The sequence below is a fragment of the Actinoplanes sp. KI2 genome, assembly GCF_025630775.1.
In the GTDB taxonomy this organism is placed as follows: Bacteria; Actinomycetota; Actinomycetes; order Mycobacteriales; family Micromonosporaceae; genus Actinoplanes.
Map to the genome: position 1 here is coordinate 196,938 of NZ_JAOSZE010000002.1, position 21,949 is coordinate 218,886.

Annotated in this window: 21 protein-coding genes; 12 read left to right on the plus strand and 9 right to left on the minus strand. The window is 72.3% G+C overall.

The features are described 5' to 3' along the window. Nucleotides 1-44 precede the first annotated feature (44 nt). Nucleotides 45-731: a hypothetical protein gene (locus ODJ79_RS02645; protein WP_263021664.1), complete on the plus strand. Its 687-nt coding sequence runs from the start codon at nt 45-47 to the stop codon at nt 729-731. A gap of 6 nt (nt 732-737) precedes the next feature. Here ODJ79_RS02645 and ODJ79_RS02650 read toward each other — a convergent pair whose 3' ends face one another. Further along, entirely contained in the window at nt 738-2,330 is a 1,593-nt protein-coding gene (locus ODJ79_RS02650; RefSeq protein ID WP_263021665.1) for a purple acid phosphatase family protein, read from the minus strand. A 111-nt stretch (nt 2,331-2,441) separates the two neighbouring features. Between ODJ79_RS02650 and ODJ79_RS02655 the strand changes: the two genes are divergently transcribed. Together ODJ79_RS02655 and ODJ79_RS02660 are read left to right on the plus strand one after the other, a co-directional pair. After that, nucleotides 2,442-3,125: a hypothetical protein gene (locus ODJ79_RS02655; protein WP_263021666.1), complete on the plus strand. Its 684-nt coding sequence runs from the start codon at nt 2,442-2,444 to the stop codon at nt 3,123-3,125. A 54-nt stretch (nt 3,126-3,179) separates the two neighbouring features. Further along, nucleotides 3,180-3,812 carry a maleylpyruvate isomerase N-terminal domain-containing protein gene (locus tag ODJ79_RS02660; RefSeq protein WP_263021667.1) on the plus strand — a complete coding sequence of 211 codons (633 nt, stop codon included), beginning with the start codon at nt 3,180-3,182 and terminating at the stop codon, nt 3,810-3,812. A 116-nt stretch (nt 3,813-3,928) separates the two neighbouring features. Here the strand turns inward: ODJ79_RS02660 and ODJ79_RS02665 are convergent, their stop codons facing one another. From ODJ79_RS02665 to ODJ79_RS02675, 3 genes are all read right to left on the minus strand, one after another. Next, nucleotides 3,929-4,915, minus strand: coding sequence for a malate dehydrogenase (locus ODJ79_RS02665; protein ID WP_263021668.1), 987 nt, complete (start codon nt 4,913-4,915; stop codon nt 3,929-3,931). Nucleotides 4,916-5,034: 119 nt separating this feature from the next. Next, nucleotides 5,035-5,592, minus strand: a complete 558-nt coding sequence (locus ODJ79_RS02670) for a maleylpyruvate isomerase N-terminal domain-containing protein (protein ID WP_263021669.1) — start codon at nt 5,590-5,592, stop codon at nt 5,035-5,037. After that, on the minus strand, nt 5,589-6,029 hold the full coding sequence (locus ODJ79_RS02675) for a nuclear transport factor 2 family protein (RefSeq protein ID WP_263021670.1): 441 nt from the start codon (nt 6,027-6,029) through the stop codon (nt 5,589-5,591). Before ODJ79_RS02675 ends, ODJ79_RS02670 begins: the two co-directional genes overlap by 4 nt. Before the next feature lie 95 nt (nt 6,030-6,124). Here ODJ79_RS02675 and ODJ79_RS02680 point away from each other — a divergent pair, with 95 nt between their 5' ends. Beyond that, complete coding sequence (locus ODJ79_RS02680; protein ID WP_263021671.1) at nt 6,125-7,039, plus strand: GNAT family N-acetyltransferase; 915 nt, start codon at nt 6,125-6,127, stop codon at nt 7,037-7,039. 52 nt (nt 7,040-7,091) lie between these two features. On the opposite strand, the gene ODJ79_RS02685 is transcribed toward ODJ79_RS02680, so the two are convergent. Beyond that, nucleotides 7,092-8,198, minus strand: coding sequence for a hypothetical protein (locus tag ODJ79_RS02685; RefSeq protein WP_263021672.1), 1,107 nt, complete (start codon nt 8,196-8,198; stop codon nt 7,092-7,094). Between the two features lie 37 nt (nt 8,199-8,235). Between ODJ79_RS02685 and ODJ79_RS02690 the strand changes: the two genes are divergently transcribed. Next, entirely contained in the window at nt 8,236-8,664 is a 429-nt protein-coding gene (locus tag ODJ79_RS02690) for a GNAT family N-acetyltransferase (RefSeq protein ID WP_411267252.1), read from the plus strand. A 9-nt stretch (nt 8,665-8,673) separates the two neighbouring features. Here ODJ79_RS02690 and glgX read toward each other — a convergent pair whose 3' ends face one another. Then, nucleotides 8,674-10,782, minus strand: coding sequence for a glycogen debranching protein GlgX (gene glgX / locus ODJ79_RS02695; RefSeq protein ID WP_263021803.1), 2,109 nt, complete (start codon nt 10,780-10,782; stop codon nt 8,674-8,676). A gap of 167 nt (nt 10,783-10,949) precedes the next feature. Here glgX and ODJ79_RS02700 point away from each other — a divergent pair, with 167 nt between their 5' ends. The 4 genes from ODJ79_RS02700 to ODJ79_RS02715 all read left to right on the plus strand — a co-directional run bounded on the left by ODJ79_RS02700 (nt 10,950) and on the right by ODJ79_RS02715 (nt 14,994). Continuing rightward, nucleotides 10,950-11,795, plus strand: coding sequence for a CHAP domain-containing protein (locus tag ODJ79_RS02700; RefSeq protein ID WP_263021674.1), 846 nt, complete (start codon nt 10,950-10,952; stop codon nt 11,793-11,795). A 117-nt stretch (nt 11,796-11,912) separates the two neighbouring features. Further along, nucleotides 11,913-12,872, plus strand: a complete 960-nt coding sequence (locus ODJ79_RS02705; protein ID WP_263021675.1) for a L,D-transpeptidase — start codon at nt 11,913-11,915, stop codon at nt 12,870-12,872. Nucleotides 12,873-12,888: 16 nt separating this feature from the next. Further along, complete coding sequence (locus ODJ79_RS02710; protein WP_263021676.1) at nt 12,889-13,608, plus strand: DUF6081 family protein; 720 nt, start codon at nt 12,889-12,891, stop codon at nt 13,606-13,608. Nucleotides 13,609-13,719: 111 nt separating this feature from the next. Then, on the plus strand, nt 13,720-14,994 hold the full coding sequence (locus tag ODJ79_RS02715) for a sensor histidine kinase (protein WP_263021677.1): 1,275 nt from the start codon (nt 13,720-13,722) through the stop codon (nt 14,992-14,994). Here the strand turns inward: ODJ79_RS02715 and ODJ79_RS02720 are convergent. After that, nucleotides 14,978-16,615, minus strand: coding sequence for a methyl-accepting chemotaxis protein (locus ODJ79_RS02720; RefSeq protein WP_263021678.1), 1,638 nt, complete (start codon nt 16,613-16,615; stop codon nt 14,978-14,980). The two genes, ODJ79_RS02715 and ODJ79_RS02720, sit on opposite strands and share 17 nt — an antisense overlap. Before the next feature lie 108 nt (nt 16,616-16,723). Between ODJ79_RS02720 and ODJ79_RS02725 the strand changes: the two genes are divergently transcribed. Beyond that, nucleotides 16,724-17,806 (plus strand): hypothetical protein, encoded by a 1,083-nt coding sequence (locus ODJ79_RS02725; RefSeq protein ID WP_263021679.1) that lies wholly within the window; start codon nt 16,724-16,726, stop codon nt 17,804-17,806. Further along, nucleotides 17,790-18,239: an AAA family ATPase gene (locus ODJ79_RS02730; protein ID WP_263021680.1), complete on the plus strand. Its 450-nt coding sequence runs from the start codon at nt 17,790-17,792 to the stop codon at nt 18,237-18,239. Before ODJ79_RS02725 ends, ODJ79_RS02730 begins: the two co-directional genes overlap by 17 nt. On the opposite strand, the gene ODJ79_RS02735 is transcribed toward ODJ79_RS02730, so the two are convergent. After that, entirely contained in the window at nt 18,233-19,573 is a 1,341-nt protein-coding gene (locus tag ODJ79_RS02735; protein WP_317620627.1) for a S1 RNA-binding domain-containing protein, read from the minus strand. The genes ODJ79_RS02730 and ODJ79_RS02735 overlap by 7 nt on opposite strands. Before the next feature lie 26 nt (nt 19,574-19,599). Beyond that, complete coding sequence (locus tag ODJ79_RS02740) at nt 19,600-20,256, minus strand: TetR/AcrR family transcriptional regulator (protein ID WP_263021681.1); 657 nt, start codon at nt 20,254-20,256, stop codon at nt 19,600-19,602. 128 nt (nt 20,257-20,384) lie between these two features. Here ODJ79_RS02740 and ODJ79_RS02745 point away from each other — a divergent pair, with 128 nt between their 5' ends. Then, on the plus strand, nt 20,385-21,944 hold the full coding sequence (locus ODJ79_RS02745) for a CocE/NonD family hydrolase (RefSeq protein ID WP_263021682.1): 1,560 nt from the start codon (nt 20,385-20,387) through the stop codon (nt 21,942-21,944). Nucleotides 21,945-21,949 lie beyond the last annotated feature (5 nt).

Sequence of the window (21,949 nt, forward strand, 5' to 3'; positions counted from 1 at the left end):
GGAGGGCCCCCACGGCCGCGGCGCGCGGGGAGACAATGGCACCTATGTGGAGCAGTCACCGCGGCGAGCCCGGCCGCGACCGGCCGACGCTCGAGGAGATCGCCCGCTGGCGCCGCCGGCACGGCGCGCCCGACAACGAGATCCCGGCCGGGGTCGGCGTGGCGGTGCTGCTCGGCCACACCGAGGAGGCGGCAGTCGGCATCACCCAGCTGGAGGCGTTCTCGGCCGGCTTCCGGTTCACCCTCGCCGTCCGGCTGCGCCGCCCGCGGGCCGGGCTCGCGCCGGGCGGGCTGTACATGCTGATCGGCGCGCACATCCGGCCCGACACCGAGATCCCGCCGGCCGACCGGCTGCTGCTCGGCCTCGAGTACGCCAACGGCGACCGCGCCTCCACCCTGACCGAGATGGACTTTCCCGGCTCGGCGACGGTGGACGACGGACAGCTCATCCTCACCTCGCAGTCCGGCGGCGGGGGCGATCTGACCGTCGACCAGAGCTACTGGGTGAGCCCGCTCCCGCCGGCGGGCCCGGTCACGTTCGTGCTGTCCTGGCCCGGTTTCGGCATGCCCGAGTCGCGTGCCGAGGTCGACGGCGCCCTCATCCGCGAGGCCGCCGCCCGCAGCGTCGAGCTCTGGCCGGAGGAGCCCCTGGCCGAGCCGCCCGAGCCCACGCCGCCGCCGCGACCGGACACCGGCTGGTTCTCCTACGGCCCCGAGCCCGACACACCGTGACCGCGCTCAGGCGCTCTGGTCGTTCAGCCTCGCCCGCGAGCCGCCGGCCGCCTTGCGGGCGATCACCACGCGGTCGATCTCGGCGCCGTCCTCGGTGACCGCCCGCAGCGTGAGCGTGCTGGTGTGGCCCTCGCGGGCGGGCTCGACGTCGACGGCCAGGAAGGAATAGCCGGTGTACCGGACGCGGGACCAGGTGACCCGCTCGGGGATCTGCTCCGGGACCTGCTCGGGGCTGCTGTCGGCCCAGACGTAGGACTCGATCTCGTCGACGGGGTGCCGGCGGCCGGCGTGGGAGTCGGGCGCGCCGAAGGAGTACAGGCTGCGCCCGCCGCCGCCGGCCGTGACGTAGATCGTGCCGTCCCGCCCCGGGTGGACGGTCTCGCCGATCTCGGCCTTCCTGGGTACGCCGAGGCGCAGGGCGTCGGTCCGCTCGTACACGTGGTTGTGGCCGTTGATGACCAGGTCGACCTCGTGCTTGTCGAACAGCGGCACCCAGTGGCGCCGGACCCCGCCGTCGGAGGCGTGCGCGGTGCTGGTCGAGTACGCACAGTGGTGGAAGAAAACCACGAGGAAGTCCACATCGGGCTGTTCGCGCAGGTGGCCGAGCCGCCGGTCGAGCCACGCGGTCTGCGCCCCGCCGGTGTAGCCGCGATTGCCGTCCAGCTCGTGGCAGACGTCGTTGGCGTCGAGCGCGATCACGCCGACGTTGCCGTAGAGGAACGAGTAGACGCCCGCCGCCAGGGCCGGCCCGTTGCCCGGGAAGTCCCAGCGGGCGCGCTGACCGTCGTAGCCGTCGGGCGAGTACAGCGCCTCCATGTCGTGGTTGCCCAGGCAGGCCATCCACGGCACGGCCGCCGCGACCGGCTCGTTCTGGGCGAGGAACTGATCCCACGACCGCGGGTCGTAGAAGTCGGTCATGCGGCCCTTGCCGCTGGTGTCGGCGTAGCAGAGGTCGCCGGCGTGCAGGTGGAAGGCGGGCCGCTGGGCGATCAGCATGCCGTCGTTCGCCAGGGCGTGCGAGCTGACCCCCTGGTCGCCGAACGCGGTGAAGGTGAACGGGCGGGCGACGCCGCGGCGGCTGGGCGCGGTGGTGAACGTGTCGACCCGGCCGTAGTCGGTCAGGTCGGTCGGGTCGTAGCCGGCGTGCCCGACCGCGTAGTAGTAGGTCGTGCCGGGCCGCAGGCCGCCGGCGGTGGCGTGCACGTAGTACTGCTCGGTCGCCGGCCGGATGCCGCCCAGGTCGGTGCGCAGCGGCCGGATCTCCGCGTCGATCCGCGGGCCGAGGGCGTCCGGCGACGCGCCGACCCGCAGGAACGGGCGCTTCACCCGGTGCGGGACCTGCCAGCCGACGCTGACCGTGGTACGCGGGTTGGCGCCCCAGGCCAGATGGCGGCCGAACGGGACGACCATGCGCCCGGGCAGCGTGTCGAGCTGGAGCCAGAACGCGGCGGCCGGGCCGCCGATCACCATCGACGCGGCGACCCGGGCCGCGCCGGTCAGCAGGGTACGGCGACTGACCAGCAGGGCGTGCTGCTCAGCAATGCTCAGCCGCGCGGCGAGTCGGTCCGGCACGCCCATGCGCGGGATGTCGGTCGGCACACTTTCGACCGTATCATCCTGTTTGTCCGGATCAGTAATTCCGCCGGAATAGGCTCCGCCCGGCCCGTTTCCGGCCGACAGTGGGGGTACACCTGAACTCTGGAGCCACCCATGTCCAACGGCGAGTTCTACGCCTTCGTCGGCCTGCTGGTCGCCTGCGGGCTGATGCTGGGTTTGCTCGCCGTCCTCGGCCTCGACCAGCGGCCGGCCACCCGGATCGCCGACGGGGTGGTCGCGGCCGGCTACCTCGGCGGCGCCACCTACCTGCTGGTCACGGAGACCGGCATTCCGATCTACTCGTTCGCGGTCGTGGTGCCGGCGTTGTTGCTCCTGATTCAGCTGTTGCGGGAGCGGGGCCGGGCGCGGCGCCGGCGACTCGCCGCCGGCCTGACCAGTATGTACGTGTCGCCGGCCGCCAGCACGCCGCTGACGCCGTTCCCGGCGCCGCCACCGCCGCTCGAGTCGTCGCGGCGGGACGAGCCCGCCCGGCCGGCCGCTCCCCGCACCTACCGGCCGATGCCGTCGGGTCTCCCGCCCCGGGGCGACGCCGCGCCACCGCCGCCGCCCTGGTCGTCTCCCTCGCCGCCGTCAGCGTCGCCTCCGGCGTCGCCGTCCCCGCCGCCTCCCGCGTCCCCGTCGCTTCCCGCGCATTCCGAACCGACCTGGCCGGGCACGTCTCCGGGGTTGTCGCCGTCTCCGGGGCCGGACAGGAGCGGCCTGCCGCGGCGTCCGGCGTACCCGGACGCGCCGGAAGGCCGGCACGGCGGCGGGCGGCACCAGTCGATGGAGGACTGAGCAGGCCCGCACCCGGGCAATCGTGACCGCCGCGGTCCGTGGCAGGGTGGCGGGATGGACTACCGCCGCAGTTACCGGTCCGCCGCCGTCGCCTACGCCGACCTCGTCGCCCGCCTGCCGACCGAGCGGTGGGACGAACCCGCCGCCCTCGGCGAGTGGACACTGCGCGACCTGGTCGGCCACACCGTCGGCTCGGCGCTGCGCCAGGTGCCCGAGGTTCTGGCCAAACCCGCGACCGAGCTCCAGGTCGCGACGCCGGAGGGCTATTTCGCGTATGGGCGGGGAGTCCCCGCCGACGTCCTGCGCATCGCGGTGGCCGCCTCCTCCGAGGACGCTCACGCCACCGGCGCGGCCCTGGGCGACGACCCGGCGACGATGGTCGGCGAGCTGGCCGGCCGGGCGACCCAGGCGCTGGCCGAGGCCGGCGACGACGACATCGTGACCACCCCGGTCGGCGGCATGCGGGTGCGCGACTGGCTGCCGACCCGCACCTTCGAGCTCGTCGTGCACGGTCTCGACGCGGCGGCCGCGGGCGGCGTACCGCATGGTCTTTCGCTCGAAGCCATCGCCGAGGCGACCACCATGGCCAGTCGCCTCGCGATCGCGCTCGGCGATGGCGAGGCGCTGCTGCGGGCGCTGACCGGCCGGGCCGAGCTGCCGCCGAAGTTCACCGTGCTGACCAGCTGAGCACCCGACCCGGCCGGGCGCTGACGCCGAGCGCGCGACCCTGCCCCGGGCGCTGATGCTGAGCACGCGAGCCGGCCGGGCGCTGACGCTGAGCGCCCGGCCGGTCCGCGCGCTGATCAGATGAGGCCGAGGCGGCGGACCGCGTCGCGCTCCTCGGTCAGCTCGGCCACCGAGGCGTCGATCCGGCTGCGGGAGAACTCGCTCACGTCCAGACCCTGGACGATCTCGAACCGGCCACCCTTCGCGGTGACCGGGAACGACGAGATCAATCCTTCCGGTACGCCGTAGGACCCGTCCGAGACGACCGCGGCCGAGGTCCAGTCGTCCGCCGCGGTGCCGTTCACCCAGTCGTACACGTGGTCGATCGCCGCCGAGGCCGCCGACGCGGCGGACGAGGCGCCCCGCACGTCGATGATCTCGGCGCCGCGCTTGGCGACCCGCGGGATGAACTCGTCGGCCAGCCAGGCCTGGTCGACCAGGTCGGCGATCGGGCGGCCGCCGGCCCGGCCGTGGAACACGTCCGGGTACTGGGTGGCCGAGTGGTTGCCCCAGATGGTGACCCGCTTGAGCTCGGACACCGGCACGCCGAGCTTGCCGGAGAGCTGGGCCAGCGCCCGGTTGTGGTCGAGGCGGGTCATCGCGGTGAACCGGTCGGCCGGGACGTCCGGCGCGTGCGAGCGGGCGATCAGCGCGTTGGTGTTGGCCGGGTTGCCGACCACCAGCACCTTGACGTCGTCGGCGGCGCCCCCGTTGATCGCCTCGCCCTGCGGTTTGAAGATGCCGCCGTTCGCCTCGAGGAGGTCGCCGCGCTCCATGCCCTTGGTGCGTGGGCGGGCGCCGACCAGCAGCGCGACGTTCACCCCGTCGAAGGCCGCCTTGGCGCTGTCGAAGACGTCGACGCCGGCGAGCAGCGGGAACGCACCGTCCTCCAGTTCGAGGGCGGTCCCCTCGGCGGCGCGGACCGCCGCCGGGATCTCCAGCAGCCGCAGCCGCACCGGCCGGTCGGCCCCGAGAAGCTGCCCGGACGCGATCCGGAACAGCAGGGCGTATCCGATCTGTCCCGCCGCGCCGGTTACGGTCACGGTGGCCGGTGCCTGTGTCATGCGTACTCCCTGAGGTCGTGGTCTGTTTCGACCCTATCGTCGCCGGCCCGGCGCCGACGGCGGACCGCCCGGCTTCACCTGGGTGGGGCCCCTGACCTGGGGCGGCGGCCCGCCCGGCTTCACTTGAGCGCGGCGGTCCATCGCCACGGGCCGGCGTCGCCGAGCCGGCCGGTCCGGCGCAGCAGAAGGTCGGCCGGATCGTGCCCCTCGACCGGAGCGTCCGGCATCAGCCGCGCCAGGACCGCGGCACTGAGATCCGCCGGCGGCCGCCAGCTCACCCGCAACCCCTGGCCGATGTCGTACGTGTGGACCAGTATTTCGGCCACACCGAGCGCCGCGAACCCGCCGGCGTCGGACGGCCCGAAGTGCCAGGCGCGCTCCCCGGGGCCGGCCGCCCGCAGCGCCAGGGCGAGCAGCCGGCCGCACGCCGTCGCGATCGTCAGCACCTCGGCCACGGTCCCGCTGTCGCGAACGGTCAGGTCCAGCGGGAGATACGCGTCCGCCGAGCGGCCGGCGAGCTGGGCCGCGTAGGCGAGCAGGTCGTGGGCGATGTGCGCGAGCGTCTCCCGGCACGTCCACTGCAGGGTGCCCGCCGGCACGGACCAGTCCGCGCGGTCCAGTGGTCCGAGGACGTCGCGCATCAGCCCGGCGGCGCGCTCCACGTCGTCCGCGTTCACGCGCCCGCCGTCCCGGAGGAGTCGCGCGCCGGCTCGTCACCGTCCGGTTCGGCGAAGTAGTCGCGCAGCCGGGCGATCCGACCGTCCCGGAGCCGGAAGATCTGCACCAGCGACATCGTCGTCCGCCGCCCGTCGGCCTGGTCGAACGCGACATCGATCTCCACGATGAAGACGTCGGGATCCGGCGTGTCGTGCAGGACGTAGGCGGATTCCTCCGGGTTCATCACGCCCGGCGGCGCCATGTGCTCGTGATAGGCGGCGGTGCCGGCTCGGATCTCGTCGTGGCCGACCAGGTGATGCAGCGGGTGGCCGTCGGGCACCAGCGGCGCTTCGTACACGCCGTCCTCGGTGAACAGAGCGGCGATCGCCGCCGGGTTCCGGGTGATCGCGCCGGCGTACACGTAGCGCTCGTAGATTTTCTTGTGCGTAAGTCCCACTCTCCAGCCTAACCCGCTACGGTGGGCCGGTACCGCGCGGTAGCGGGTCGTCCAGTGGTCTGCGCCTTTCCGGCGCCCTCGTGGAAGGTCCGCCCATGCTGATCCGTCCGTTCGCGCGTGGTGATCGCGAACAGGTCACCGCTCTGGTCAATGCCCACATCGCCGCGGTGGTGCCCGGCGTGTCGGTGTCCGTGCAGGTCCTGCTGAGTCAGCTGGAGCGGGACCCCGGCGAGTTCATCGTGGACCGCTGGGTACGCGACCGGGTCACGCTGGTGGCCGAGCAGCGCGGCCGGGTGGTGGCAGCCGCGCACCTGCTGCGCTACGGCGACGGCGAGGACACCGGGGAGAACTATCGCGGCGCCGGTGAGATCCGGTGGCTGGCCTGCTGGCCGGACGCCCCCTATTGGCCGGACGCGTCGGCGGCCGGGGACGCCCTCGCGGTCGCCTGCCATGCCCAGTTCCAGCGGTGGGGCGTCGGCCGCCGCCTCGCCGACGGGTCGCTGCCGGCTCCCGCGGTGTACGGCGTGCCGGAGCAGTGGCCGCACATCCGGGCCATCTACGAGCGGGTCGGTTTCCGGCACGACGGCACCACCGAGGTCGTTCATCTGGCGACGATCGAGACGCTGGCCCGCCCGGAAGCGCCGATGGCCGGGCTGACCACGCGCCGCACGGTCGGCATCAACGGAACCCGGCTCACCGCGGTCCTCGACGGCGCGGACACCGGCTACATCGAGGTGGACACCAACCTCGACGCCGGCCCGCGGGTGTCCCGCGCGGGCACCTGGGCGGACGTCGGCAACCTGTGGGTCGACCCGGCCCATCGCCGGCGCGGCCTCGGCCGGTGGCTGCTCGGGCAGGCGGCGACCTGGCTGGACCTGGGCGGCACCACCCGACTCCTGGATTACTCCGAGGCCGGCGAGCACGCCTACGCGGCGTTCCTGTCCGCGGCGGGTTTCACCGTGCTGACCCGAACCGCGCGCGGCTTCGTGGCAGCGCAACCCGACCGCTGATCGGCGCGCGCCGATCCGCCGACTCCGCGGCGCTGCACCGTCCGGCCGAGGATCAGACGTAGGTCAGCGGGCAGCCATGCCGGACCGAATGCTCGGCCGCCGACGCGAACAGCGCCACGTAGAAGGTGACCGCGTCCTCGATCGCGGTGGTCAACGCCATCGGGCCGCTCGGCAGGTCGGCGGCCAGGCCGACCTCGGCGGCAATCGGGGCGATCGCAGCGCGCAACCGCTGCGCGCTGAACACCTTCGTCACATCGTCGTACGCACTCTCCACCGGAAGCTCGATCAGGCCGCTGAAATCCACCGGCACGATCAGCGTGGCGTCGAGGAACTCGGCGGCGTCGTGCCGCGCGCAGATTTCGGCGAAGTCGTCCATCCGCAGGCTGAGCTTCTCCTCGAAGTCGGCGGCCCTGGCCGGCGGCCCCGGGTAGGGCGGCAGCCCGCGCGCGGCGAGCGCCTCGTCGAGCAGGGGCGCGCACTCGTCCTGCGCCCAGCTTGGTGCGCTGATGTCGACCAGATAGATGCCCACGCCGGGAACGCTACCGGCCAAGGTCATTCCTCGGCGCTCGAGGATCGGTGACGTCAAGATCGACGAGGAACCGCGGACCTCCCACCGCTGTGCGGGCAGCCGGTCGCGGCTCAGCCGGAAGTACTGCTCAGGACTGAGAAACTGGAGGGTGCCGGGCCCGGCCTGCGGATCAGGCGGCGTCCCGGCGCCGGACCAGTCGTCACGCAGGCGTTCGGGGCCGGCGTCGGGAACGTCCGTGAGGCGCACGTCCCCGGGCCGGCGCGTCCATCCGTCGAGACCTCGGTCGTACCGGTCGTGCACGACCCGGACCCGCCGGACCACACCCGTCGTGACCGGCAACGCCTCGATCAGTCCCAGACCGGCGTCGACGCCCGGACATCCGCCGACCGTGACAACACCGCCGCGATGGTCGCCCTCGCGGACCGCGCGCAGACCACCGGCCTCGACGACCTGCGCCCACGGCCGGCCGTCGGCGTCGAGCAACGGGTGAGCCCGCACAACGACGTCGCGCAGCACCAGATCGTCGGGCAGCTGCGGGTCGTCGAGCCACCTCAACCGGGTCGTGACCCGCTCGCCCACCGACCAGGTGGCATCGCGAGGATGAGTGTCGAGCGCGACCGGCCAGAGCATCACGCCATCGTTCCATCAACCTATCGACGACAGGAATGTGACCTTGACGAGTTTGAGGTTCGACAGCGAGGCGCTGGACGACTGGCGGCGCATCCACAACGAGATCATCCCGACCGCTCCGCTCTCCGCCGCGGAGGTCGAGGAGCGGGCGGGGCGCAATCACCTCGAGGTCGCCTACCTGGGCGCGTTGGCGGTCGGCTGCGCGACCGTGCGCGCGCCCGAGGACGACGCCTGCGTGGTGATCGCGCGGGTGTTGCCGGAACACCGGCGGCGCGGCTTCGGGGAGCTGATCTATCGGCGGGCGCTGGGCCGGGCCCGGGAGTCGGGCGCGCGGCATATCGACACGGTCGTGCTCGCGTCCAATGAGGACGGGCTGCGGTTTGCGCGGAAGCACGGATTTGTCGAGATCGACCGCTATCTCCTGCCGGGTGACGTGATCCCGTTCGTCGACCTGCGGCTGCGATAGCAGCAACGGCTAATACCGGCAGCGCAGCACCAGCAGGCTGTGGCCCGGTGCGTCGACCGTCCCGCCAGCGCGGGCCGTTCGGCGGCGGGTGGCGAGCAGCGGGTCGGCCGTGTTGACCACGACCTCCCACGTCCGGCCGAAGTCCTTCGGCGGGAGCGTGAACGCGACCTGATCGCCGAGCGGGTTGAACAGCAGCAGGAACGAGTCGTCGATGATCTTCTCGCCCAGCGCGTCGCGCTCGGGGAGGCCGTGCCCGTTGAGGAACACCGTCATGGTCATCCCGCTGTGTGCGGTCCAGTCGGCCTCGGTCATCGGCTCGCCGTCGCGGCGCAGCCAGGCGATGTCCGGCACCTTGGTGTCGCCGACCGGGTCGCCGGTGAAGAAGCGGCGCCGGCGGAAGATCGGGTGGTCGGCCCGCAGCCTGGTCAGTCGCCGGACGAAGCCGGTGAGCACGTCCTCGGTGCGGGCGGTTTCCCAGTCGACCCAGCTGATCGGGTTGTCCTGGCAGTAGACGTTGTTGTTGCCCTGCTGGGTGCGGCCGAGCTCGTCGCCGTGGGAGATCATCGGGACGCCCTGGGAGAGCAGCAACGTGGCGAGGAAGTTACGTTTCTGCCGTTCCCGCAGGGCCACGATGCCCGGATCGTCGGTCGGGCCCTCGACGCCGTAGTTCCAGGAGCGGTTGTAGCTCTCGCCGTCGTGATTCTGCTCGCCGTTTGCCTCGTTGTGCTTCTCGTTGTATGAGACCAGGTCCTCGAGGGTGAACCCGTCGTGCGCGGTGACGAAGTTGATCGACGCGACCGGGCGGCGGCCGTCGTGCTCGTAGAGGTCGGAGCTGCCGGTGAAGCGGGAGGCGAACTCGCCGAGGCCGGCCGGCTCGCCGTGCCAGAAGTCGCGTACCGCATCCCGGTACTTGCCGTTCCACTCGGTCCACAGCGGTGGGAAACCGCCGACCTGGTAGCCGCCGTCGCCGACGTCCCACGGCTCGGCGATCAGCTTGACCTGCGACACCACCGGGTCCTGGTTGACCAGGTCGAAGAAGGCGGCCAGCCGGTTCACCTCGTGGAACTCGCGGGCCAGCGCCGCCGCGAGGTCGAAGCGGAACCCGTCCACGTGCATCTCGGTCACCCAGTACCGCAGCGAGTCCATGATCAGCCGCAGCGACTCGTGGTGCCGCACGTTGAAGCTGTTCCCGGTGCCGGTGGTGTCGTAGTAGTACTGCCGGTCCGCGTCGACCAGCCGGTAGTACGCCGGGTTGTCGATGCCGCGGAACGACAGCGTCGGCCCGAGGTGGTTGCCCTCGGCCGTGTGGTTGTAGACCACGTCCAGGATGACCTCGATGCCGGCCTGGTGCAGGGCCTTCACCATGGTCTTGAACTCCTGCACCTGACCGCCGCGCCCGCCGAACGAGGCGTACTCGTTGTGCGGCGCGAAGAAGCCGATCGTGTTGTAGCCCCAGTAGTTGGACAGTCCCCGCTCCACCAGCACCGCGTCGTGCACGAACTGGTGCACCGGCATGAGCTCGACCGCGGTGATCCCGAGCGACCGGAAATGGTTGATCATCGTCGGGTGGGCCAGCCCGGAGTAGGTCCCCCGGACGTCCTCGGGCACCCCGGGATGACGCATGGTGAGGCCTTTCACATGCGTCTCGTAGATCACCGTCTGCCACATCGGTATCCGCAGCGGGCGGTCGTTGCCCCAGTCGAAGAACGGGTTGATCACCACCGACTTCTGCGCGAACGGGCCCGAGTCGTCGTCGTTGCGCGACAGTGGATCATCGAACCGGTACGCGAACAGCGCATCGTTCCAGTCGTTACGGCCGTCGATCGCCTTCGCGTACGGGTCGAGCAGCAGTTTCGCCGGGTTGCAGCGCAGCCCTTGGTGCGGGTCGTACGGGCCGTGCACCCGGTATCCGTACCGCTGACCGGGCACGACCCGCGGCAGGTAACCGTGCCAGACCAGCGCCTCCCGTTCCGGCAGATCGATCCGCGTCTCCGCGCCGGCGTCGTCGAACAGGCACAGCTCGACCCGTTCGGCGACCTCGGAGAAGACCGCGAAGTTCGTACCGCCGCCGTCGTACGTGGCGCCGAGCGGATAAGGGTTCCCCGGCCAGACCGTGATTCCCCGCATGGCCCCCGAGCCTAACCGGACATCGCGGCCCCCGCCCGGCTCGGCCGACGCAACCTGTTCGCACCCTGCGGGCACCGCTTCCCGCAATGCAGCGCGCCGAACCGCTGTGTAGGCCAAGCGGATCGCCCTTGATCCGGCCGATGACAGGAGAACGCTGCATGACGAACTCGCAGACCGCCACGACCGCTACCCCGTCCACCACCCGCCGCCGTCAGCTGACCCGGGTGCTCACCGTCGGAGCCCTCGCCGCGACTGCAGCCGTCAGCATGACCACCCCGGCCCAGGCCGCCGTCACCGGATATCGGGTGGCCGGCACGGCCGGCGCCGGCTCGGCCGTCCTCAGCGCCCCGGGCACCATCGGCGCCACCAAGGTCACCAAGCTCGCCGACGGCACCCGGGTCACCATCGACTGCGGCGTCCGCGGTCGCAGCGTCCACCACAACCCGGTGTGGCACCACATCACGTCGCCGGTCAACGGCTACATCGCGGACTACTACACCAACACCCCGAACTTCCAGGGGCTGCTGCGCGGCGAGCGGGCCTGCACCGTCACGCCGCCGGCGTCCAGCACGCCGAGCACGCCGCCCGCGTCCAGCACGCCGAGCACGCCGCCGGCGCCGCCCGCCGACGGCACCCCGGCCGCCACCCGCGGCGCCACCATCGACTACAACGAGGGCATCGGCGGCTCCTGCGTCTACTACGTGATGGACCGCTTCCACGAGAAGACCGGCGTGTACCCGAAGGCGTTCGGCGACGCCCGCCTCCTGGCCACCGGCGCGAAGGAGAGCGGCTGGACGGTCAGCAGCAAGCCGCGGGTCGACAGCATCGCGATCTTCCAGCCCGGGCAGAACGGCGCGGGCGCCCCGACCGGGCACGCCGCCTGGGTCGAGAAGGTCTCCGGCAACCAGATCACGGTCGCCGAGATGAACGCCCCGAACGCGTGGGAGATCACCCACCGGACGCTGACGCCCGCCTCCGGTGTGGAGTACATCTACGTCCCGTGATTCCCGGTCCACCACACCGCCGCCGGGCGTGCGCATCACGCGCACGCCCGGCGGCGTTTCGGCGTCGGCGGCCGAGACCCCTGGCAGGTGCGCGCGCGTCGTAGCATGGTCGCTGTCATGAAGAATTCTCGTTGGTTGCGGGTAGCGGCGCTCGGCATGGTTCTGGTCCTGCCGGCGGCCTGCGGAGGCGGCAGTGACGGCGGCAAGCCGGACGCGGCCTGGCATTCCGGGCAACCGTCCGCGGCGGGCCCGGCATCGGGATCGCCGGCCGCGGCCTCCCCCTCGGCGCCGGCCGGGAAGCCGGTGCACGTCCGGCTGTTCCAGGGCGACGGCTCGACCTGGGGCGTCGGCATGCCGATCATCGCGTACCTGTCGGCGAAGATCACCGACGGGAAGGACTTCGCGGCGGCGACGGCCGTCACGGTCAACGGCGAGCCGGCCCAGGGCGCCTGGTATTTCCAACGGTCCGCGATCTACAAGGGCTACCCGCTCGAGGCGCACTACCGCACCGAGAAGTACTGGCCCGCGCACGCCAAGATCCGCATGGACATGGCCGTGCAGGGCAAGCCGGCCGGCCCGGGCCTGGTCTTCGACAACAGCCTGACCCTCGACATGAGCACCGGCGCCGCGAACATCAGCCGCGTCGACGGCAAGGCCGAGCGCATGATCGTCACGTCGGACGGCAAGCAGGTCTTCAGCTTCCCGGTGTCGCTGGGCAAGGCGAGCACCCCGACGTTCAGCGGCACGAAGGTCGTCATGGAGAAGGACCGGGTGCAGCGCATGGTCGGCCCCGGCTACGACGTGAAGGTGCCCTGGTCGGTCCGGATCACCAACTCCGGCGAGTTCGTCCACTCGGCCAGCTGGAACGGCGGCAACATCGGCCAGCGCAGCACCTCGCACGGCTGCACCAACCTCCGGGACGCGGACGCCCAGAAGTTCTTCGGGTTCGCCCAGGTCGGCGACGTGACCGTCTACACGCGCACGGGCGGCCCGACGATGCCGAGCTGGGACGGCTACGGCGACTGGAACCTGTCGTGGAGCACCTGGCAGGCGGGCGGCGTGGTGCCCACCACCTGAGGAGGTGCGTGCGCCCATGGTCTACGACGAGTTCGGCGGCGGCGCCCTCGACGAGGCGCTGTGGCAGACGACGCCGCTGCCGCTGCCCGGCGGCGGCCGGCATCTCCCGCGCGACCCGCGCACGCAGGTCAGTGTCGGCGACGGGGAGGCCCGGATCACCATCCCGAGCTTCTCGCTCTCCTCCGGCCGGTTCCAGGCCGCGGACAGCGTCAAGTTCCTGGCGCTCTCCACCCGCGTCTTCGAGCTCGCCCCGGGCGGGGCCGCCACCTTCGCCGCCGACCTGGCCATCACCAGCCTCGGCGGTGACCCGGGCGACTACCGTACCGGGATCGCCTGCTTGCAGGTCGCCGACCTGACGGAGACCCACCGGGTCTTCTCGGTCTGCGGCACCTCCACCCGGGTGCTGGCGATGCACGAGCACCTGGCGCCGGACGACACCGGCGACCCGTTCATTCACGTGGCCGAATCGCCGTACCAGGATTTCGACGACGACTTCACCCGGTACCGGGCGTGCGAGGTGACCCTCGACCCGGGCGCCGGCCTGGTCGCCTGGCGGGTGGACGGGCGCACGATCTACCACGCCGGCGAGCCCCACCTGCCCCGGCGCGTGCGCCTCGGCCTGGGCATCTTCACCATGCTGCCGATCCGGGACGGGCACAGCCGGTCGCTGCACGGGCAGGGCATGAGCGTCCGCTACCGGCGGCCCCGCGTCCACGGGGTGCCGAAAGGGCATTGATGGTCAAGAATTGACTTCGGCGACGGCCGACCGGGCGGCACGCCACTAGAGTTGACGACCTGGCGTCGGCGCCGAGGATCCGGGCCGCCGCCGCGAAGGCGGGTGGTGGCCATGAGTTCTGAGGTGGACGGCCGGGCGACCCGGCGCTGGCCGGCCGTGCTCGGCTCGCTGCGGCGCCGGCTCGCCGGTGAGCAGCGGGCGAAACCCCCGGCCACGACGTGGGCGACCGTGGTGTCCGCCTCGGCCCGGCGGTCGCTCGGCCTGGTCGACCGGCTCATTCTTCGGCTCGACAAGCTCGAGTTCGGCGAGCCGGATCCGGCGCGGCTGGCCGATCTGTTCGAGCTCGACCATCTGATCACCCAGATCCGGCACCACGAGGAGAGCCTGCTGGTGCTGGCCGGCGCGCCGTCGGCCCGGGGGAGCCGGGGCGCGGAGAGCCTCACCGACGTGCTGCGGGCCGCCCAGTCGGAGATCGAGCAGTACACCCGGATCGACCTCGTGGTGACCGATCTCGACCTGTGCGTGGTCCCGGAGGCGGCCAACGATCTCGTGCACCTGGCCGCCGAGCTGCTCGACAACGCCACCAAGCACTCCACGCCGGACACCACCGTCGCGGTCGCGGCGGGCGGCGCGGACGGCGGCGGCGTGCTGATCCGGATCGACGACCGCGGCGACCCCCTCGGCGACGACGAGCTGGCCCGGCTCAACGACCGCCTCCGGCGCACGGGCGGCAGCGTCGGCGGCACGCTCGGCCTCGCCGTGGTCGCCCGCCTGGCCGCCCGGCACGGCATCACGGTCGAGCTGGGCCGGACCGGCGACGGCACGAGCACCGAGATCACCCTCCCGGCCGCGCTGGTCGTCACCGCCGACGACTCCCCCGAGCCGGTGCCGGCCACGCTCCCCCGCCGCCCGGTGCGCGAGCCGCACCCGCCGCTGGCCGACCGGGTGCGCACGGCCCTGGGCCCGCAGGCCGAGGAGACCGACGGCGACTTCCGGCTGCGCGAGGGTTCCGCGGAGATTCTGGTACGGGTGCGGGACAACCCGCCGATGGTCGACGTGCTGTCCCCGATCCGCTCCGGGATCCCGGCCGGCGAGCGGCTCTATGCGCAGTTGTCCGAGCTGACCGCGGGCATGCCGATCGGCCGGCTCTACTGGGCCGACGACACGGTCTGGTGCTCGGTCCCGGTGTTCGGCCACGAATTCCAGGCGTCCCACGTCAAGCTGGCCGTCCAGGTGATGACCGGCCTGGCGAAGGAGCTGGCCGACAAGGATCCCTGGCCGGCGAACACCGAAGCCGGCGACACCGACAAGCCGGAGAAAGCCGACAAGCCGGAGAAAGCCGAAAAGCCGGAGAAAGCTGAAAAGCCGCTTAAATCCGAAAAGTAGCTACGATCCCGCTCAGCTCGGTCGACATCCGGGCCAGCTCGGCGGTGGCCTGCTGCGTCTGGGCCACACCCTCGCTGGTCATCCGCGCCGCGTCGGCCACCCCGGTGATGTTCTGGGCGATCGCCCCGGACCCGGTGGCCGCCTCGGCCACGCTCCGGTTCATCTCCGCCGTCGTGGCGGTCTGCTCCTCGACCGCCGACGCGATCGTCGTCTGGAACTCGCTGATCCGCCCGATCACCGCGGAGATCTCCTCGATCGCCGCGACCGCACCGTTCGTGTCGGCCTGGATCGCCTCGACCCGCCGCGAGATGTCCTCGGTGGCCCGCGCCGTCTCCTGCGCCAGATCCTTGACCTCGGACGCCACCACCGCGAAGCCCTTCCCCGCGTCGCCCGCCCGGGCCGCCTCGATCGTCGCGTTCAGCGCCAGCAGGTTGGTCTGCTCGGCGATCGCCGTGATCGTCTTGATGACATTCCCGATCTCGGCCGACGAGTCGCCGAGCTTGCCCATGGTCGACGACGTGGCCGCCGTGACGCTCACCGCCTCGGCCGCGACCCGCGCCGCCTCGGCCGCGTTCTGCGAGATCTCCCGGATCGACGCGCCCATCTGCTCGCTGCCCGCCGACACCGTCTCCACGCTGCGGGAGACCTCCTCGGCCGCCGCGGAGACGGCCTGCGCCTGGACCGACGCCTGCTCGGCGGACGCGGCGATCTGGGTGGCCGTGCCGGTCATCTGCTCGGACGCGCCGGCCAGCGACGTCGCCGACCCCTCGATGGTGGCGATCGTGCGCCGCAGCCGCTCCATCGCCGCGTCGAGCGCGCGGCCCATCCGGCCGGGCTCGTCCCGGGTGTCCAGGCCGGTGCTGCGGGTGAGGTCGCCGTCGGCGAGACCGTCGCAGACGTACGTGACCTTGGTGAGCGACCGCACGATCCGCCGGCCGGTCCACACGCCGAGGGCCAGGGCCAGAGCGATCCCGAGAACCAGCGTGATGATCGCCGTGTTCCGGCTGGACTGGTAGCTGTCCTCGGCGGCCCGGGCGTTCTTGGCCGCGTCCGCGACCTCCAGGTCGTTCATGCTCTTCATCGTCGCGGTCAGTTGCCCGAGGAGCGGGATGACCTGCTGGTCGCGGGCCACCGACCACTGGTCGAGCTCGTTCTTCGCGCCGAGCGGGAGCAGCGTGTTGGTGCCCAGCTCGGTGTACTTGTCCCACTGGCCCTGCAGGGTGTCGATCATCGAGGCGGGCGCCGCCGGGCCGCTGGCCCGGTACGCCGCCATCGCCTTGTCGAAGTTCTCCAGGGCCTGCTTGTAGGCGGTCGTGAAGGTGGCGGTCGATGCGTCGGTGGTGGACAGCGCCTGGTTCGACAGGGCGACGTTGGCCTGCGCCACCACGTACCTGATGTCCCCGAGCGTCTTGATGCTGGCGACGTTGCTCGAATAGATCAGGTTCGCGGAGTCGGACGCCCGGCTCAGCGAGACCAGCCCCATGACGCCCACCACCAGCGCCACCAGCGCGGCCACCACCGCCGAGGCGAGGATCCAGACCCGGACGCTGAGGTCGGACACCGAACGCCCGCGTGTCCGTTCCGCCCCGCCGGACGGGACGCTCGGCGTCGTCGCGCTCATCAGCCCACTATGCGTTCTTTCGGGTCCGGTGGGTGCCGCATTCGCAAAGGTCAGATCGTGGGCGACCCGCGCCGCGACGGGCTCCTGGGAGGGCGGCAAAATGGCTCCGTGAAGTTCAAGCGCGTCGTTGCGGCCGCGGCGACCGTCGTGGTCCTTCTCCTCGGCGGGTACGCCGGGTTCCTGGGCCACCGATCGCGGCACGCGGTGTCGGTCGCGCCCGCCGGCCCGTACCCGGTCGGCCGCGGCGAGCAGGAGATCGTCGACCGGTCCCGGACCGACGAACTGGCGCCGCGCGGCGGCAACCCGCGGGTGCTGTCGGTCTGGTTGTGGTATCCGGCGGCGTCCACCGGGCGGCCGGCCGGCTACGCGCCCGGCGCCTGGGCGGGACTGCGAAAGTTCTGGTGGGGGCAGACCGCGCTCGACCGGGTGCGCACCGGCGCGTACGCGAACGTGCCCTTTGCCGCCGGGTCCTTCCCGCTGGTCGTGCTGATGCCGGGGCTGGGGTTCTCGGCACCGCAGTACCAGGCGATCGCGGCCGGGCTCGCCGGCCACGGCTACGTCGTCGCGGGCGTGACGCCGACCTACAGCGCCAACCTGTCGGTGCTCGGCGGCCACGCGGTGCCGGCGACCGCGGCCGGCGACCCGTCCGACCTGGCCGGTCCGCGCGGCAGCGGGCTCGCCGCGGTGTGGGCGGCCGACGCGCGGTTCGCGGCCTACCAGGTCGGGGTGCTGCTCGGGGCGCACGTCGACCGGCGGAAGGTGGCGTACGTCGGGCACTCGTTCGGCGGGGCGGCGGCGCTGGAGGCCTGCCGGCAGGACCCGGCCTGCACCGGCGCGGTGGATCTCGACGGGACGCCGTACGGTCCGGTGGTCACCGAGGGGCTGCGGCGGCCGCTGCTGATCCTGAGCTCGGGCCGGAACGGGGCCGACCGGGACGCGTCGACGCGGTCGCTGCTGGCGGCGAGCGGGACGGCGGCGTGGTCGTACACGATCGACGGTGCGGAGCATTTCGACTTCACCGACTACGCGGCGTACTGGCTGGCGGCGCCGGTGCGGGCGGTGCTGCCGCTGGGCAACCCGGACACGCTCGCCATCACCGGCTCGTTCCTGGCGGCGTTCCTGGCCGGCGGGGCGGCGTTCCGGGCGCCGGAGGTCGCCGGGGTACGGGCCAGCGATGCTGATCATCGTTAGCGGGGCGCCCGGGACCGGCAAGAGCACCCTCGCGCACGCCCTCCGCGGCGCCCTCGGCTGCCCGGTGGTCAGCCGGGACGAGATCCGCGAGGGTCTGGTGCTGGCCGGCACGCCCGACGACCGGTTCGCCCTGACCTATCGCCTGTTTCTCGACACGGTCACCGCCCTGACGGCGGCCGGCGTCACGCTGATCGCGGAAGCGGCGTTCCAGGACCACAACTGGCGGCCGCTGCTGGGCCTGGGCCCGACCCGGATCCTGCGCTGCGTGAGCACCCGGCAGCGGGTGGTACGCCGGGCCGCCCACCCCGGCAAGCCGATCAGCATCGCCGATTGGGTGCCGATCGACTCACCCGCGCCCACCCTGATCGTGGACACGACCGAGGGCTACTCCCCCGGCCTCGACCGGATCACCGCGTTCGCCGGCGGTCACTGACCGGCGGACCGGCTGGCCAGGACCTGCCTGCCGTGCGCCTCCCACCGGTCGTGCGCCTCGGCGTACTCCCGTTCCCAGGTCTCCCGCTGCGCCTCGAAGCCCTCCAGCCACTCGCCGGTCTCCGGGTCGAAGCCCTCCGGGTAGATGTAGTTGCCCTCGGCGTCGTAGGTGGCGCTCATCCCGTACAGCGTGGGGTCGAAGTGCTCCTCGCCCTCGACGAAGATCTCGTTGGCCTGCTTGAGGGACAGCGAGATGCGCCGCCGCTCGAGGTCGATGTCGGTGAGCTTGGCCAGCACCTCGTCGCCGACGCCGACGATCTGCTCGGGCCGCTCGACGTGCCCCTCGGCCAGCTCGCTGATGTGCACGAGCCCCTCGATGCCGTCGGCGACCCGGACGAACGCGCCGAACGGGACCAGCTTGGTGACGACGCCGGGGACGATCTGGTTGATCACGTGGGTGCGGGCGAACTGCCGCCACGGGTCCTCCTGCGTCGCCTTCAGCGACAGCGAGACCCGCTTCTTGGCGATGTCGACGTCGAGCACCTCGACCTCGACCTCCTGCCCGACCTGCACCACGTCGGACGGGTGGTCGATGTGCCGCCAGGACAGCTCGGAGACGTGCACCAGGCCGTCCACGCCGCCGAGGTCGACGAACGCGCCGAAGTTCACCACGCTGGAGACGATGCCCTTGCGGACCTGCCCCTTCTGCAGCCGGGCGAGCAGGTCGCCGCGGATCGCGGTGCGGTTCTGCTCGAGGTACGCGCGGCGGGACAACACCACGTTGTTGCGGTTCTTGTCCAGCTCGATGATTTTCGCCTCGAGCTCGCGGCCCACGTACGGCGCGAGGTCGCGCACCCGGCGCATCTCGACCAGCGAGGCGGGCAGGAAGCCGCGCACGCCGATGTCGAGGATCAGGCCGCCCTTGACGACCTCGGTGACCGGGCCCTTGACGAACCCGTCCTCCTGCTTGATCGCCTCGATCCGCTGCCACGCCTCCTCGCGCCGCGCCTGCGCAGGATCGACCGCCGGTGCGGCGTCGACCACCGGTGCGGCGTCGACCACCGGCTCGGCGTCGGCCGGCTCGGGCACGCCGTCGACCACCGGCTCGGCGTCGGCCGGCTCGGGCACGCCGCCGACCACCGGCTCGGCGTCGACCACCGGCTCGGGCGCGGCATCGACCAGCGGCTCCGCGACGGCCGGCTCGGCCACGACCTCGGCCACCGGCTCCTCGGTCGGAGCCGGATCGGGCGGCGCGGGAACGGCCGGGGCCGGATCAGGCGGTGCGGGAACAACGGTGGGCTCAGAGGAGGGGACAGCGGCTTCGGGCGAGCTCATCGACATTCCACCTTATTCTGCGAACATCAGAGCTTACCAATCGGCAGGCCCGCCTCGGAAGAAGCCGAAACCGGTCGGAAAACGCCGCCCAGGGCCAGATCGATTGACCGGCCGGCCGCGACGACCGCCTGGTCCGCGTCGGCGGCGCTCTCCACCACCCCCTCGACCATGCCGAACAGCAGCATGAGATCACCCGGAACCAGGTCGGCGCGCACCCACCCGGCCTCCTGCGCGAACCGCAGCGGGTCGGCCAGCAGCGCGGTCACCCGGCGCCGGAAGCGCCGGCGGGTCGCCGCGTCGAACCGCCGGGCCAGTTGCACCAGCGGGCGCATCGTCACCTGGATCCGCAGGATCTCGTGCAACGCCGTGCCGAAGGTGGCCGGCTGCTCCCGCCCGGCCGCCACGCACCGCTCGAGCTGGTCGATCAGATACCCCATCACGCCGGCGGCGAGCGCCGACCGGTCCGGGAAGTGCCGGTACAGCGTGGCCTGCCCGATCCCGGCCCGCCGGGCGATCTCCGGCATGCCCACCACCGGACGCTGACTGGTCATCACCTCGCACGCGGCCCGCAGGATCGCCGTGCGATTGCGCAGCGCATCCCGGCGGCGGGCCGGTTGGGCACCGTAGAGCACCGCGGCCTCCTCGAAGTGACCTACATTACTGGCCAGTAACGATAATGTCATGAAGTTCAATTTCTCGGAACCGGTTCGTAAGGTTCTGGCACCGGAGCGCTCCGGCCCTGCTCACCCCCAGCGCGAGGCGACGCCCGCCACCCAGGCGCCGCCTCGCGCTTCGGCATTCAGGAGTGCGCATGGCCCCACGACGCTCGACCGTGCTCGCCGGCCTGGTGTCCACCCTCGCCGCAACGGTTCTCCTCGGCGGCGGCCCGGCCGCGGCCGCCTCACCCACGGTCCGCTTCGTCGATCTCCCCGGCGACGGCGTGACGCTCAAGGCCAATGTCGTGGCCCCGGCCACCGGCGGCAGCCACCCCGCCGTGATCTTCCCGGCCAGCTGGGGGCTCAACGATCTGGAGTACCTCGCGCAGGCCGAGAGCCTGGCCGCCGACGGGTACGTGGTCGTCTCGTACACGCCGAGGGGTTGGTGGTCCTCCGGCGGCGAGATCGACACGGCCGGCCCCAAGGACATGGCCGACCTGTCGAAGGTCATCGACTGGACCATCGCGAACACCGCCACCGACCCCACCCGGATCGGCGCCGGCGGCGTCTCCTACGGCGCCGGCCTCAGCCTGCTCGGCTCGGCCTTCGACAGGCGGATCCGCGCGGTCGCCGTGCTCAGCGGCTGGACCGACCTGGTCTACTCGCTCTACGGCGACCAGACCCGGCACCTGCAGTCGTCCGGCCTGCTCGGCCTGGCCGCGCAGCTGGTCGGCAACCCCGGCCCCGATCTGAACGGCAAGCTGGCCGACTTCACCGCGAACCGCAACATCGCCGAGGTGATGGCCTGGGCCCGGGTACGATCCGCCGCGACCTACCTCGACCGGATCAACGCGAACGACCCGGCCGTGCTGATCGCCAACGCGTGGGGCGACTCGTTCTTCCCGCCCAACCAGCTGGCCGACTTCTACGCGCGGCTGACCACCCCGAAACGCCTCGAACTGCGCCCCGGTGACCATGCGATCGCCGAGCTCACCGGCCTGGCCGGGCTGCCCAACGCGGTGTGGAGCAGCGTGCACGGCTGGTTCGACCGCTACCTGCGCGGTGACGCCGGCGGCACCCCGCCCGGCCAGGTCCAGCTGACCACCAACAACCGGATCGAGACGTACGGGTCATGGGCCGCCCAGAACAGCAGCGTCCGCCGATACGGCCTCGGCGGGATCCGCTGGCTCGACCAGACCGGGCTGCTGGGCGGCGCCCCGGCCACCGGCTGGTCCCGGGCGGTGCCCACCGACCTCGACACGGTCGCGGACGGCGGGGTGGTGCTGCTGACCAACGGCGTGGCCGCCTTCACCGGCCTGCGGCCCACGATCTGGTTGCCCGCGGTCGACCGCTTCCGGGCCGGCGTGTGGGCCTCGACGAGACCGTCCTCGCCGGTGCAGATCCGCGGCATTCCCCGGCTGCATCTGAGCCTCACCGGCACGGCCGCCACCGGCTCGCTCGTGGCGTACCTCTACGACCTGGACAACCTCGGCGGCGCCACCCTGATCACGCACGCGCCCACCACCTGGATCTCCGGCGCCGCGGGCAGCCGGACGGTCGACCTCGACCTGACCGCGACGGCCTACGACGTCCCGGCCGGCCATTCCCTGACCCTGGTCGTGGACACGGTCGATCCCCTCTACTACGACGCCAACGCCCCCGGCCGGACCATCACCATCGCCGGCGGCTCCTACCTGGACGTGCCGCTCAGGTAGGAGAC

Coding starts and splice junctions, on each gene's coding strand:
- ODJ79_RS02645 (WP_263021664.1), top strand. CDS start 45: ATGTGGAGCAGTCACCGCGGCGAGCCCGGCCGCGACCGGCCGACGCTC.
- ODJ79_RS02665 (WP_263021668.1), bottom strand. CDS start 4,915: ATGACACAGGCACCGGCCACCGTGACCGTAACCGGCGCGGCGGGACAG.
- ODJ79_RS02700 (WP_263021674.1), top strand. CDS start 10,950: ATGACGAACTCGCAGACCGCCACGACCGCTACCCCGTCCACCACCCGC.
- ODJ79_RS02685 (WP_263021672.1), bottom strand. CDS start 8,198: ATGCTCTGGCCGGTCGCGCTCGACACTCATCCTCGCGATGCCACCTGG.
- ODJ79_RS02655 (WP_263021666.1), top strand. CDS start 2,442: ATGTCCAACGGCGAGTTCTACGCCTTCGTCGGCCTGCTGGTCGCCTGC.
- ODJ79_RS02660 (WP_263021667.1), top strand. CDS start 3,180: ATGGACTACCGCCGCAGTTACCGGTCCGCCGCCGTCGCCTACGCCGAC.
- ODJ79_RS02680 (WP_263021671.1), top strand. CDS start 6,125: ATGCTGATCCGTCCGTTCGCGCGTGGTGATCGCGAACAGGTCACCGCT.
- ODJ79_RS02720 (WP_263021678.1), bottom strand. CDS start 16,615: ATGAGCGCGACGACGCCGAGCGTCCCGTCCGGCGGGGCGGAACGGACA.
- ODJ79_RS02740 (WP_263021681.1), bottom strand. CDS start 20,256: ATGACATTATCGTTACTGGCCAGTAATGTAGGTCACTTCGAGGAGGCC.
- ODJ79_RS02745 (WP_263021682.1), top strand. CDS start 20,385: ATGGCCCCACGACGCTCGACCGTGCTCGCCGGCCTGGTGTCCACCCTC.
- ODJ79_RS02715 (WP_263021677.1), top strand. CDS start 13,720: ATGAGTTCTGAGGTGGACGGCCGGGCGACCCGGCGCTGGCCGGCCGTG.
- ODJ79_RS02705 (WP_263021675.1), top strand. CDS start 11,913: ATGAAGAATTCTCGTTGGTTGCGGGTAGCGGCGCTCGGCATGGTTCTG.
- ODJ79_RS02710 (WP_263021676.1), top strand. CDS start 12,889: ATGGTCTACGACGAGTTCGGCGGCGGCGCCCTCGACGAGGCGCTGTGG.
- ODJ79_RS02730 (WP_263021680.1), top strand. CDS start 17,790: ATGCTGATCATCGTTAGCGGGGCGCCCGGGACCGGCAAGAGCACCCTC.
- ODJ79_RS02735 (WP_317620627.1), bottom strand. CDS start 19,573: ATGAGCTCGCCCGAAGCCGCTGTCCCCTCCTCTGAGCCCACCGTTGTT.